This window comes from Caballeronia telluris, from assembly GCF_001544495.1.
Classification (GTDB): Bacteria; Pseudomonadota; Gammaproteobacteria; order Burkholderiales; family Burkholderiaceae; genus Caballeronia; species Caballeronia telluris.
On sequence record NZ_FCNZ02000062.1, the window covers coordinates 1 to 12,771 of the forward strand.

The following is a 12,771-nucleotide window of genomic DNA, read 5'->3' on the forward strand; positions in this document are numbered from 1 at the left end:
ATAGGCGGGCAGGACCGTGCCGGCCCGTATGTAACGCCTGACCGTGTTTCTGGACACGCCCAGCCGTTTGGCAATCTCGCGCAACGAGACATGATCGCGAAAGTGCCAGCGTCGGATGATGCTCAATATAGCCACGTCGATCACTCCGTTCCCCTGCCCGTTGCCGAGCAGGTCAGTGTTCTACGTGGGTCAATATTCGATGCAAATTATTGCGCAGGGTGGGTCAGGATTCCGTGCAAATCAACACGCAGGCATCAAAAAGGTGTTGGCGGCTAATGCCAAAGCGCGCCAGTTTCGGAAGCCATGAGGAGTTGATTTGCATCAACCCAATGTCCTCGCTTCCATCGGTATTGCGGCTCGTGACATACGGGCGCATCCCGGACTCTTGCTGTGCGATGGCGCGTACTACCTGGACGCTCACCCGGTGGTAGCGCGCTGCATCGTCAACACAATCGGCACGCGCATGCAGTGAGACGGCCGCGCAAAGCAGCGCTGAGAAGTAGAGCATTTGGTTCATGACGCGGGCCGATCAAAGAACCGCACATCGTATTTGCGCAGCACGTTGACGACGGTGCCGTCGGCATTGACGATGAACTGGTCGGCGGTGCCGTTGAACTTGTAATAGCGGCCCTTCTGCTCGCCCGAGCCCATGTGTCCCACGTCGACGACCGTCACCTTGCCGACGGTGTCGGCGAACTTGAAAAACGTCGAGCCGTTATCCTCAAACACGCTTTGCAGAGCGGCCTTGTTCGCGGTGTCGAACTCATAGACGGTTCCGGCGACACGGGCGACTTCGACCTTGTCGGCGCCGTTGGAGATCGTGAAACGTTCCGTGCGGTTAAACGTCACGACCCCGGTCGCGTCATCCCACTTCGGGCGCAGCGAATTGCCGTCTTGCCCGGTCACCTTCAACTCCGCAACAGGCTTGGCGGAAAACTTGATTTGAATGTGGCTGTCGTCACCGTCGCGGATCGCCAGTGCGCCGAACTTCGCCGCGAGGACGGACCCCGATGCGGCGGGCGCGTCTGTGTCGGCTCTCTTCGCGATATCTGCGATAGGGTCCGCGCCTGGACTCGACGACGCGGCGGCAGGACTTGCAGCGACCTGCGACACCGGCGCGATATAGTTGACGGCCACTGACTGCGGAGCCGAGCGGCGCAACGTGACGTGATGAGCGTTGAAGTCGACGTCCGCGTACAAGTCGGAAGCCGCCACAAGCCGATTAAGCGACTGCATCCAGTTCTCGCCATCACGCGTGCCGAAGCTCGCTGAGGTCGTCAAATCGATGTCTTTCTGAGCCGATCCCGTCCAGCCCTGCGGCACCAGAGCCTTGACCAGCTGCGCAAGCGGCAGCGTCGCGTTCAAAGGCCGCGTACCTTCGAGGCTGCTGCGCGGTCCGATCAGCGTGAGGCGACCCGAGAAGCTAGAAAAACCAGAGGGCGTGTCGCCGCGCGCCTTGTCGCCGATGAAGCGATTGGCTTTCTTCCAGTAAGCGGTGGCGCTCGAGCCGCCCGCGGAGTAACGGATCACTTCGGGCGTGCCCGGCACAACGATGTACGGTCCTTGGCTATGTCCACCGTCCACGCGCAACGACTGACCGGCACGCGGCTGAAAATAGGTGTCGCTGCCATCGTTGAAAACGAGCGCGGGCCGCTCCAGCACGTTTCCCGCGATCTCGTAGTCAAAGTCGAGCGGGTCTGTTCCAGCGGCCGCCGCGTTCAGCGTCACTGCGGCAAGCGCGAGAGTAAGAAGAGAGAGCGTGTGCTTCATAGACCGCGTTCGATTTGAGAGAGGTGCTTCACGAAGCGCGCGAGGTATTCGCGGCCCGGGGCAGGATTGGCGCTGTGGTAGTACGCGACGGCCTTCACAGCGGAGTGCGTCAGGCGGTAGTTCTCATTGAGAATGTCTTCGGCCACGCGGATGTTGGTCACCGGCGCGAGGGCGTCCCAAGCGTTCGTGAAACGCTTACTGTGGTATCCCCAGTTAATCTGCATGATGCCGACGTCAAAGTCCGACCGGCCGTTGCTGATCAGGTAGCGCACGGCGCGATACGCGTCTTCTCGCGTGCGAAAGAAGAAACCGCGACCGGCGACATTCAATGTCCACGGCCATGCGCGCCCGTTGTAGGCGGACTCATTAAGCGCGATGCCAGCAAGAATTTTCGGATCGACGGACGTGTGCATGGCGTCGAACGGCGCCTGCGCAGATGCGCACGCCCACCCACCACGCCGCTCTGTGATGCTCGCTTGAGCGTCATCGCTAAGGGCCGCGGGTCGCAGCCATCCCGCCTTCACAAACAGGCTTTCGAGGCTGACACTCGATCCGTCGATGCTGAGTGCAACGCCGCCAGCCGCGGCCTCGGCCGTTTGACCCTTAAATCGATTAGCCCACGCCAGAAACGGCTTCAGCCCGCATGCATACACCGGCTCGCCGGGCAGCTCGACGATTGCGCGTTTCATGCCGTCGTCGACCACGATGCGCGTCGGGCTGATGATCGAATCAATGGTCGCCGCATTTGCGCCGAACGCGATCACTGACAGGCACGCAGCCGCCAACGTCTTAATCATGGTACGGCTCCATGACGATGTCCTGCGTTACCTGCACCAGGAACTTCTGGCCCGGTTCAACGGTGATGGTCGGCGGGATATTCTGGTTGCGCTGCATGACGGTCTGGGCGGTCGCTGCCGCGACCTGCCCCGCCGTGTCACCATAAGTGGTTACGCCGTTGGGCGTCGCGGTCGTCGCCGTCTGCGAGCTGCTGTCGAACGCCTTCAGTAGAATCGCCGTAATGAAGCCCGCGCCGAAGATCTTCAGGAAGTGGTTGTTCACATCGCCAGAGAACCCGGCGTAGCCGTTCTGGTCGGCGCCTTGCATGCCGTTGAGCGGTACGCTCTTTCCGTTGGGCAAACGCAGACTCGTGGAAGCAACCAGCAGGCGCTCCTGGCCAACTTTGACGTCCGCGCTGTACATGCCATTGATGAACGCGCCCTTCGGGATCATCAAGCAGTCGCCGCGCAAACTGTCATACACGTCCTCGTCCACCATCAACGCCACGCGGCCCGGCTTGTCCGAGTTCAGCCCCTCAACCGTCTTTACGTGGATAACGTGCGGCGGCGTCAACGTGCAACCCGTCGACCGGCCATTGAAGGTTGTCCGTTCGATGCCGCCGCGCGAAGCCGCATCGCGTAGGAAGGCGCGGTCGCGATCTTCGGGTGCTTGGCCCTGCTTCGCCAAGGCGATCGCCATCGCATCGGGAGTGTTGGCTCCCGCAGCGTCCCGAGCAGCTCGCACCTCATCCAACGAAGGAATGCCAGCGGGCAGTGCGCCGGTCGCTTGGTTCGCCGAACGCGACGCGCCGGCCTGCTTAAAGATAGAGGACGTATAGATCGCGTCTTGCGCGGCCTGCCGGGAAAGCTCGCGCGTGTCCGTGCCCGAGCCTTTGACCTCTTCCTGGAAGTCGGCGCCGGTCAGCATCGGTTTGACAGCGGGCTTCGGAGCCGCTGCTTCAGATGCGGCACGCGCGGCAGCCTCCGACGCCGCTGCGTCGCGCTGCTGACGGATCATCTGGTCGATGTCGTTGTTGTTTGCGGCAGCGGGCGCTTCCGTGCTCGACTTGAGCGCCGTCGCCTTCTTGATGCGCGCGTCTTCGTCGGCCTTGTTCGTCGCTTGTAGCTGGTAGTAGAAGCCGAGGCCACCGATGACGACAGCAGCCAGAATGCCGATGCTCATGATCGCATTGCGTGGCGTCTTACCTTTGACGAGTGCTTCCTGCGCCGCGCTGGGCGTCGCCGAATCCGGTTTTTTCGCCACGATCAGAACACCCCGAACAAGCGGCGGCGGCCGCGCGTCACCGTGACCTCGTCCTTGCCGGAACGCAGAACGATCTCGTCGGCGAGACGCTGGAGGACGAGGAAGTCTCCACGGCGAATGAAGTTCGCGACGACGCGATCGCCGTGGTCGAAAATAAACGGCACGGGCCACTCCTGCGCTTTGGCAGGCATGCGCATCCAGACCGCATGGCCGTCGTCGAAGACAGTCTCCGGCGTGAACTCGGCGCGGCCTTCGACGCTGTAATCCCAGTACAGCTTGTCCGGCGCAACACTGATGCTTCCCGAATCGGCACCACCGCGGCTGCCGTTGGCCGTCGCGTCATCGCGTGCGCTGACGCGGGCCATCGGCGCGCGCGGGTATTGAAAGCGCACGGTTTGATAGAACATGCCGCCCGCCGGCGAGGCGATAAGCGTGAAGTCGTACTCGCGCAGATTCGTCGTCAGATGCAGCGTGTTGACGAGCTCAGCCTTGTGCGGCTTGATGAACACGTGGTTCATCTTGTCGTCGTCGACCTCCCACTGGACGCTGTCGCCCATCGCCGGGTCGGCGATCAGCTTCTCGCCCTTCTCCAGCTCGATCGTCGTTAGCTTGAGCGGCGCGGTCAGAACGCGGTAGATCTGGTCGCGGCTGTATGGAAACACGCCGATGCGCGCGTCGCCGGGCATCGTCAAAGGATCGGCGCCGCCGTTAAACGGATTGATCGGGCTCATGGGGTCGCCCGCGACCATCGCGGCATTAAACGGCGAGTCGCTCGCGGCTTTCTTGGCCACAGCCGGTTGAGCAAGCAACGCTGCGCACGCAGCGAGAATGCACATGCCGATGACCGGCCGTTTATTGAAAATGGTTGCGGTCATGCTTATGCGGTCCGCTCAAGGCGGAAAAACGGAATGAAGATGCCGAAGGGGTTCGTCGTCAGCGCCTGCTCAGCAGTGGGTGCGACGATTTGATAGCGCAGCGTGAGCGCGTACGACTTCACGTCCGGCTTGCCCGTGGCGCCAGCCTGCGAGGTGGTCGTCGTGAATTCGACGAGTACAGTCGAGTCTTCTAGCAACGCGATGTTGCGCACGTCGACTTCGCGGATCAGTTTGGGGTTGGCCGTGATCTGCTGGAACGGTGTGTCGGCCTTGAGCCAGTCGCGGAACTGACCGGCTGCTGCACCGATCATTTGCGCCTTGACCGAGTTTATGTTGGCGGTCATGCGCGAAGTCTCGAGGCGGTCCGACAGCACCGGCTCGATGGTGAACCAGCGAATGGCCATGTCCTTGACCGTCGTGCGCACAGCTTGTGAGTCGGGCTTGTAGGCAACCAACTCGGTCACGATGGGATGGCCGCCCGTGTCGGCAGACACGCCCACAACGCGAGTGACCGAAGGCGGTGGTTGCCGCGTCCACACGGCGCCGGCCGCGATGACAGCCAGGCCGAACGAAATCAGCATCCAGCGATTAGCTTCGAGCTTGAGCCTTGTGCTCGTCTCGAAAATCACCCTGCTTGGATCTTCTTCGGCGTATGAGCCGGGGGCCGCGGATAGCGCGGCCCGACGCTTGTTCTTGAAAAGACGCATGGCAACCCTTTGAATGGTCACCATTGAAACAGCGCGAGCGTCCTTTTTTTCTCCGAAAGACGATGAGTTTTGTGCGCCATTGCACTGTTTACTACTCGCGAGACGACTCCGCGACAACTACCGCTGCGCAACGCTATCCGGATAGCGGCACTTTCTGGAAATGAGGCACGAAAAGATATAGCTTTCGCTAATCCGCCAGCACTCGTTTGTTGTAGATGCCTTCACGGGGTGGTCCTCATACCAGGGTCGAAGTAGCAGAAAAGCGGAATCGGTATCGGCAGCTTTTCGACAGGACATCCTTCCAATGACGACCTAGCGGCTAGCGCGGATCCTACCGAACGCCATCTAGGTTGGTTGCGCGGCCAACGCTTCGTCGGCTGGCAGGGGCTACCCGCGTATCGCGTCCCAAAATCACCAAAAAGTGTGCCGAAAAAGGGGGGGTTCACTATCCGGCACACTTTGTAACAGAGTACTTACCTTAAGAAATCAAAGGCTTAGAAAATGACACTTATCCAAGTAGCGCTATCCGGATAGCGTTGCCATCAAGCCATCGAGGGCCTTGCTACAAACGTTTCATGCTTAGCGATTCACGGAGCGTCGTCAATAAGCTGGCTGCCTCAAAAGCGAAGCGCAAAACCTATGTCGTATAAGGTGTCGCGTTGGTCAACTTGGTAGAAGCTAAGTGCTTCGCAGTATCCGCTCTTTTCGCCTATTAATTAAGTTTTCCTAATTACGTGTCGAGCTCCCAATAAGCTGCGCAGTCCAGCAATGTGCTCCCGGATCTGAGCGGTAACCGGCGGCCGATCTCTGGCGCGCTCCGGTTCGGCCGCGAATCGAGGCGTCTGACCGAACGGCTGAAGATCGGCTTCGGTGGCCACACGGATTTGCCCGCGTGCTCGAGCCATAGCGAACACCTCCTTCCATCCTGCCGCCTGGCGGCCGATGCCCTCGTCGAGGGTGTAGACGACCATATTCTCGCCGTCGTGATCGATCACGTACTTGCGCTGGCCGGTGGCATCGACGAACGTCTGTCCGGCGCTCTGGCGGGCCAGATGTTCGGCTTCCAGCGTCCGGGTCAGTCGCGAGAGCTCTTCGGCCTTGGCATCGATCCGTTGGCGGAGCTGTTGAGTAAAGTCCACCGTGCTGCGTAGAAGGCTGCGCAGGTAGTTGATCGGTGCCTTGGCGAGCTTGAGGTGGTCCCACGTAGCCTCGACAACATCGGAGAGACGCTTGCCGTTCTGCCGTGCTTCGCGCATGAGTTTGAAAATCAAGAAATCAAAAAACCCCAGGGACCGCAAGCGTTGGAGGTCCTCAGGCACTTGGCCCGGTTGTCTCTTTTGAAAAGGAGCAGGGCTTAGATCCTTATATATTCCACCGTCTGCCAACTTGGCAGACGGATGCTCAACGGAAGACAGCGCGGGCGCAGGAAAGGGCGTCTGGAGTTCTTCGGTGAGACCGAGAAGGCCCGCCGCGCGCTCAGTGAGATGGATGTATGCACGGCCGAAGAGACCGGCTTCGACGTAGCGCGACTGGGCACGACGATCGATCAGTCCGGCGGCCTCGAGGTCATCGAGGCTCCGATAGAAGGTGCGCATGGACTGCAGCGCGCGACCCGTGAGGAGCTCGCGGCGGGCGAAGATGGCGGCGAATGGCTTCGCAGCGTCGACGGTACGGGCGAGGGCCGAGAGAACCGCGCGCGCACGCGGAGGGATCCCTTCGATATGGGCGGCCCGGAATGCAGCACGGAAAATGACCCAAGGTAGATTGGTTGAGTCACAACGAAAAGCGGTGAGGGCGGCCGAATCTTCGGGGTGTGTTTCACCCTCGCCAGCAACGTAACGTTGCGCGATAGACATGTCGAGCGGTCCATTTCTCAAAATGGTGGATTACGCTTGACTGCCGATCTCGTTCCGTTACACTCCGAGTTGCTAGGTGCTCGTTCCGGATTGGCGTCCGGGAGTGCCAACGGGTGAGGCGGCTTAGCCAAGCCCATTTCAAAAGCCTCCGGTTGCCGCCGGAGGCTTTTGTCTTTCTAACGTGTTAGGTCATCTTTGTGCTCACCTTTCGAAGTCTTGGCTTGCCGACCAAGAGCTCGATTGCTAAGTGGTTGATTTCATTGACCCGCCAACTTGGCGGATCAACGCCCTTTCAGCTCTGCTTCGATAAAGTCGTGAATGCGCTGCGCCCACGCGTCAGCGTCTTCGCCGCCCTTTTCAGGGAAATTCACGCCTACTACGCCGTTTCGCGAGGTGATCTGGCAGACCGGCAATTGGCCGCGTTTGATTACTAGCGCCGGCTTTCTTTCTGACTTCTCTTTCTTTACCGCGACGTGCGCCACTGCTTGCGCCTGGGTGAAAGTTTCACTCTCGACGAGTTTGCCGACTGCCTCGATAACGAGTGCTTCACGACCTTCTCGCGCTGCCTTGACCAGTTGCTCGACCGCTGCGCTCCCAAGCCGCTCCGGTCGTTGCGCCAGCGTTTCTTTCGCTGCCTCGGGGAGAAGATCAAACTTCATGATCCGACGCACATGTGTGTCGCTGATCCCGGCCGTCTTCGCCAGCTCTTCCTTGTTGATTCCGGTCTGTTCTTGGAGCGTCTTGAATCCCCAATACTTCTCGAAATCGGACAGGGCAGGGGAGAGCAGGTTTGAGAAGAGGGCGGCGTGCTCGATCATCGACTCGTCGATGTCGAGAACCATCGCATCAATCTCTTCGCGGCCTAGTTCCCGATAGATGGCTGCCCGGTTGTTGCCAGCGACAATATCGAATTCGCCGTCGAGGCGACGCGCTACCGTGATTGGCTGGGCGAGGGGGTAGCGTTCGAGATTCGCTTTGAGTTCCGCATATTCTTCAGTCGTGAGTTTGCGTCGTCGACCTTCCACCTCGTGGAGCTTGGCGACCGGGAGACGGGACGGGGCTCTCTCTTGAAGCGCCTTCTTGAGCTGTTCAATTTCTTGTTGCTGGCTATGCACTCGACCTTGCAGGCCGATCAACTGACCTGGTGCGGTGCGCGGGGCAACCGGCGGGAGAGGGCTGGCGGGCGCGTCGTCCTCGTCGAGATTGATGGAGCGAGCCTTGTCGCGTTGCCTAGATGCTGTTGACATGAACTTCACTCCTTTTCCCAGAGGTAGCAAGCCTTGCTGTCGACGAGATCGACCACCTGATCGTAGGCCTCCCGGATACGGCGAAAGAGCGTGGCGTTGCCGTCGTAGCTCGGGAAGTCATACACCGTCGAGAAGTCATTGGTGGTCGTCCGAGCAATCTCGGTGTCTGGGATCTCCACCGGCAGCACGCGGTCGCCATAAGTGCTGATGACCCAGTCTCGAACTACCGAGGCGTTCGAGTTCGACTTGTCCTTCATCCGGGCGACGAGGATGTCGATGAACTCGAAATGCTTAGCGTCTTGAGCGGATTCGCCAAACTGTCGCATGCCCGAAACCATGTCCGAGAACAGTGACCAGAACTGAACCATCGATGCGAAGGAAAGCGTGTCCGGCATCACGGGAACAATCACGCCGTCTGCCGCAAAGAGCGCATTTATCGTCAAATAGCTGAGCGTCGGCGCGGTGTCGATGATGATGTAGTCGTACTCTTTCTTCAGTCCGGAGAGCGCGTTGTTCAGAACGTTCCAGAATTTAGCGTCCGGCGACGAGTGCACCCGTGCGGGCAGCATGAACTCGGCATTGAACAGGTCGGTAGAGGAGGGGATCAGGTGTAGATTGTTCCAGTAGGTCTCCTGTGGCAGACCTGACATGTCGGGTGTCTCGCCATTGACGTATGCTTCGACCACAGGAAGGATCGTCTGATCGCCAGTCACCTCCGCATGTGGATTAATGCCATACAGTGTTGTGGCACTTCCTTGCGGGTCCATGTCAATATGCAGGACCTTGCGTCCGTGCCGAAGGGAAAGGCCTTGCGCCAGAACCATTGATGTCGTGGTCTTCGTCACACCCCCCTTGAAATTGCCGATCGCAATGACCTTGCCGTCTTTGCCTTCTGGACGTGGCATTGGCTTACGTTCAGCTTTCACCCACTGCATTGTCTCGGCGAGACTGAAGGAGCGGGCGCCACCGGGCTTGTCCTGCTTGCCACCCGGCAACTCTCCCTTCTTAATCAGGTACGAGAAGCGAGCCTTGTCGATCCCGCACAGCTCCTGTAACTTGCTGCTGGGAAAGAAGGGCGCGATCTTTCTCGGCCATGGCTGCAGCATCTGAGTGCGGATGCGTTCGAGCATTCGAGCGCTACGGCCGGCGAGGTTCACGAGGTCATCGGGCGACACCTCAATCGGAGGGGTCGCAAGTTTGATGTCCATGTGGTTGCCCATTTGGGTTTTCTTCCTGTTTTGGTAGTTTCCCCTCGAAACCGTAGAAAAGCCGAAATCGAGGAGATTCGAACTGATCCGGAGCCTAAAGCGTAAACGGGGTTAGCGCAAGTAAACTTTGACGCGCCAGACGTAGACGTGGCGGGCCACCTACGGTCGAACCTCGAAAAAGCTTTAACGGAAGCAGGGGTCGCAGCCGTGAAACATTGGTGATGATTTCTGCTCGTGTTGCAAACGGTTTATTTTCAACGATTTAGCTAAGTTTTGATGCGGATGTTCCACGCAAAAACGTGCGCCATCCTGGTCAGATCCCTCGCCGGGCCTGACTTCAGCCACGCGGCCGCGTGGAAAATTGCAAACAAGGACGGCGCGTAACAAACGATACGGGATTAGTAATGTTTATTACTTATTGACGCTATGAACGGTCAGATCGCGGGCCGCGTTATGGCACTCGTGCCGGGGTAGAGCAGAACACTGTACTTCCATACACTTCTTCACCTACGCGATGTCCGCGCTGCCGGAAGACATTGAAGAAATCCACCCGTCCCTGTGGCGAGCCAACCAACTTGCCAGTCAGGTGAGCGCACTGTCGCCACCGGCGACGACCGTCTCACGGCGAACTGCCCGGCGGCGGTTAGCTGATGGGCTCGCTTACCGAACGGCTGGTTCAACAAACGGGCATTGGAGAAACCGGTTGCTAGAGCCTGCGCTGAAGGCGGCGTCGAAGCGAGCGGTCGTGTTCATCAAGCCGCTGCATGTTCCGAACGCGCTGGGACGTTCCTATCTCAGCATTCCGCTCGAGAAGATCATGCTGCTCAGGTCTGGCAGCACTGCGGATCCGCTCTGCACCTCGGAGCAGGTTTTTGAAAACGAACACCTGCGGTGCCGTCCTACTCTGGCAGGAGCACATCCGTGCCGAGTCGCTGCGCCGTCTAACTCTGCGCGCGCAGTCATCCGAGTCATTGCTGTATGTCGTGCGACTGCTTGCGGCCCAACAAGACGCATCCCCGCGTCGCTGCGACTTGCGACCCGTCCGGCGACCAACGGCGTGCGGGTCAGCATTGTTAAACGGAAACGTCCGATCGGTGTTGATCCGTTCGTGTGGTCCTCGAGCTGTCGCGGATCCTGCTCAGTCCGCATGGGCGCTCAACCAACCCGTCCCGCGTTCTCGCGCCGGCCGCAATGTAGTCATTGCTTGCTTCGACGGCGATTTCGTGACATGTCGCGAAAACTTCAGCGCTTTGAGCCTGTCGGCGTAGCGGAGGGCAGGGCGTTCTGGAGAAAGTATCGGAAATCCGGACATCGAACGCGTGCTAGCTCGCCTTGTAGCCCGGGAATGTGTAGCTGCGGGTGGCTCAACCGACCGTGACCGCTTGGGTCGTTCCCCCGGGTTAACCATGATTCATCCTGAGGCCTTGCATACGGGAGAGGACAGCATTCGTGCGATTGTCGTTAAGAACCCATATGGCGAGAACGGTCCACATTTGATCCCGGCTGATCTGATCCTTGATCGCCTCGGTACCATGTTGACGTCCGAAACGTTCGAGGGAAAGGACTCAGAATTCACATCTGCAAGCGTCCGGCGGCCGTACGGCCAGTTAGGCGTCAGACTACCGAACGAGATTCAACCATCTGCGAACGCGAGACCCCGGCCGCAGCCGCTTCGTCGGGCGTCATTTCGGTCTCGTAGCCGTACATCATCGTCAGGTTGCCGTGGAAGTCCAAGTCGACGATGAGCGTCTTCAGGCCGCGGAGGGAAAACCGGCAGGCGAGGTTGCCAGCGATGGTTGTTTTTCCGACGCCGCCTTTAGGGGCGTAGACGGTTGCAACGTTGCAACGACCTGCTTTCCAGTGCGTCCCTTTGCCCCAGACTTCCTAGTCGTGCGGTGCCGCGCCTCCATGAAATGCGGTGGGATTTCGGGCTTCATTCGCCCAACAAGATGATGGCAGGCCAACGATAATCGGGCGAAAAAGGAGAGGTAAAGATGTCCACCCTTGCTGGTATGCCTATATCGCGCGATCCTCTGGCGCTCGCAAATCTTTACAACGCTGGTCTGGGCCGGAATTGGAAAAATCAAAGAGAAGCAGTCGCTGCAATGGCCCGGTTCACGCCGAAGGTCACTCGCGAGGCGCTCAACCGAGCGGTCGCGGTGGCAAAGCTCCCCGCAGAAGTGATTTCGCTTTTCGACGTAGCGGGGATCTGGCCTGAGACGGCGAGGTCTCTCGTTGAACTGCTTCGAAAGTACGGACCGACAAAGCTTCAGGATCGAGCGACGGCAGTCGATCGGACCGGAAAAAGTTGGAACGAAATAGTTGATCTTCTCGATGGACGGGAACCCGTCCCGCCGAAACGGCCGGCCAAGATCCCACCGTTGGCACTGGCTGCTGAATACCAGCGGGGTCTTGCGAAAGGAAGTTGGACGTCACTCAGGGCAGCGTTGGATGCTCGCAAAGATTGGAAGGCTTTTCGCCTATCACAAGCAATAGCAATATCGAACCTGCCACCTGAGGTATTAGAGCTTTTTAAATCTCGGCCTCTAACTTACAGACTTGGCGTGACGCTGGTTCAACTCCAAAAAGCGATAGGGACAGAGGAGCTTGCCGCGCGTGCGACCGAAATGTTGGGAGTGCCTCGCCGCCGCTCGACCGATCAAATCGTCGCCGCTTTGTTGAAAGTCAGGCTAAAAGGAGAAGGAAACGTACGGGTCCGTCGCGAAGGATCTGATATGGTATTCGAGTTCAAAGTGCCACTCAGCGAACCGGACCAGTTGGTTTTCACGGCCGAAGAAATGGCTGCTCTTATAGAGATGTCTATCATGACGTTGAAGGTCAAGATGCCAGACGCAAAACGCAAAACTAAGAAGAAGCCTGTTTAAGCGTAAAGTCGACATACTGAATTTTTTCCGGCCGTTTGACTGCACGAACGCCATTAAACAATCGAAGCACCGGCGAAGGAATTGCCGATACGGTCAGCTCGTCGCGCTAGCAGGCCGTTGAAATAGCTCATGTAGCGGTCATCCGTAACGAAGGCGTAAACGTTGAACTTATGTCATCAATGA

10 protein-coding genes and 2 pseudogenes are annotated in these 12,771 nt (G+C 59.0%); 1 reads left to right on the forward strand and 11 read right to left on the reverse strand.

Features of this window, described 5'->3' with window-relative positions:
• The 11 genes and pseudogenes from AWB66_RS31100 to AWB66_RS35220 form a co-directional block, all read right to left on the reverse strand.
• Window positions 1-135: HTH domain-containing protein (locus AWB66_RS31100; protein ID WP_125469858.1), on the reverse strand; the 135-nt coding region annotated here is incomplete at its 3' end.
• 109 nt (window positions 136-244) lie between these two features.
• Window positions 245-517: pseudogene (locus tag AWB66_RS31105) on the reverse strand (lytic transglycosylase domain-containing protein); the annotation flags it as partial.
• Window positions 514-1,770 (reverse strand): TrbG/VirB9 family P-type conjugative transfer protein, encoded by a 1,257-nt coding sequence (locus AWB66_RS31110; RefSeq protein WP_087633847.1) that lies wholly within the window; start codon window positions 1,768-1,770, stop codon window positions 514-516. The pseudogene AWB66_RS31105 and the gene AWB66_RS31110, both read right to left, overlap by 4 nt.
• The gene (locus AWB66_RS31115; protein WP_087633848.1) at window positions 1,767-2,567 is read right to left on the reverse strand and encodes a transglycosylase SLT domain-containing protein; all 801 of its coding nucleotides are present in this window, start codon (window positions 2,565-2,567) and stop codon (window positions 1,767-1,769) included. Before AWB66_RS31115 ends, AWB66_RS31110 begins: the two co-directional genes overlap by 4 nt.
• Window positions 2,560-3,810 (reverse strand): TraB/TrbI/VirB10 family type IV secretion system protein, encoded by a 1,251-nt coding sequence (locus AWB66_RS31120; RefSeq protein ID WP_087633849.1) that lies wholly within the window; start codon window positions 3,808-3,810, stop codon window positions 2,560-2,562. Before AWB66_RS31120 ends, AWB66_RS31115 begins: the two co-directional genes overlap by 8 nt.
• 2 nt (window positions 3,811-3,812) lie before the next feature.
• Window positions 3,813-4,685 carry a TrbG/VirB9 family P-type conjugative transfer protein gene (locus tag AWB66_RS31125; RefSeq protein WP_087633850.1) on the reverse strand — a complete coding sequence of 291 codons (873 nt, stop codon included), beginning with the start codon at window positions 4,683-4,685 and terminating at the stop codon, window positions 3,813-3,815.
• A 2-nt stretch (window positions 4,686-4,687) separates the two neighbouring features.
• Window positions 4,688-5,392, reverse strand: coding sequence for a VirB8 family type IV secretion system protein (locus tag AWB66_RS31130; protein ID WP_087633851.1), 705 nt, complete (start codon window positions 5,390-5,392; stop codon window positions 4,688-4,690).
• Between the two features lie 716 nt (window positions 5,393-6,108).
• Window positions 6,109-7,248: a Replication protein O gene (locus AWB66_RS31135; protein ID WP_087633852.1), complete on the reverse strand. Its 1,140-nt coding sequence runs from the start codon at window positions 7,246-7,248 to the stop codon at window positions 6,109-6,111.
• A gap of 281 nt (window positions 7,249-7,529) precedes the next feature.
• Window positions 7,530-8,495 carry a ParB/RepB/Spo0J family partition protein gene (locus AWB66_RS31140; RefSeq protein WP_235021333.1) on the reverse strand — a complete coding sequence of 322 codons (966 nt, stop codon included), beginning with the start codon at window positions 8,493-8,495 and terminating at the stop codon, window positions 7,530-7,532.
• A gap of 5 nt (window positions 8,496-8,500) precedes the next feature.
• Entirely contained in the window at window positions 8,501-9,715 is a 1,215-nt protein-coding gene (locus AWB66_RS31145) for a ParA family protein (protein WP_235021334.1), read from the reverse strand.
• A 1,602-nt stretch (window positions 9,716-11,317) separates the two neighbouring features.
• Window positions 11,318-11,533: pseudogene (locus AWB66_RS35220) on the reverse strand (ParA family protein); the annotation flags it as partial.
• Window positions 11,534-11,697: 164 nt separating this feature from the next.
• Between AWB66_RS35220 and AWB66_RS33340 the strand changes: the two are divergent.
• Window positions 11,698-12,588 (forward strand): hypothetical protein, encoded by an 891-nt coding sequence (locus AWB66_RS33340; RefSeq protein WP_125469857.1) that lies wholly within the window; start codon window positions 11,698-11,700, stop codon window positions 12,586-12,588.
• Window positions 12,589-12,771 lie beyond the last annotated feature (183 nt).

Bases quoted from the DNA above. Each gene is read 5' to 3' on its own strand.
- AWB66_RS31135 (WP_087633852.1), bottom strand. From the start codon at position 7,248: ATGTCTATCGCGCAACGTTACGTTGCTGGCGAGGGTGAAACACACCCC.
- AWB66_RS31130 (WP_087633851.1), bottom strand. From the start codon at position 5,392: ATGCGTCTTTTCAAGAACAAGCGTCGGGCCGCGCTATCCGCGGCCCCC.
- AWB66_RS31125 (WP_087633850.1), bottom strand. From the start codon at position 4,685: ATGACCGCAACCATTTTCAATAAACGGCCGGTCATCGGCATGTGCATT.
- AWB66_RS31115 (WP_087633848.1), bottom strand. From the start codon at position 2,567: ATGATTAAGACGTTGGCGGCTGCGTGCCTGTCAGTGATCGCGTTCGGC.
- AWB66_RS33340 (WP_125469857.1), top strand. From the start codon at position 11,698: ATGTCCACCCTTGCTGGTATGCCTATATCGCGCGATCCTCTGGCGCTC.
- AWB66_RS31145 (WP_235021334.1), bottom strand. From the start codon at position 9,715: ATGGGCAACCACATGGACATCAAACTTGCGACCCCTCCGATTGAGGTG.
- AWB66_RS31110 (WP_087633847.1), bottom strand. From the start codon at position 1,770: ATGAAGCACACGCTCTCTCTTCTTACTCTCGCGCTTGCCGCAGTGACG.
- AWB66_RS31140 (WP_235021333.1), bottom strand. From the start codon at position 8,495: ATGTCAACAGCATCTAGGCAACGCGACAAGGCTCGCTCCATCAATCTC.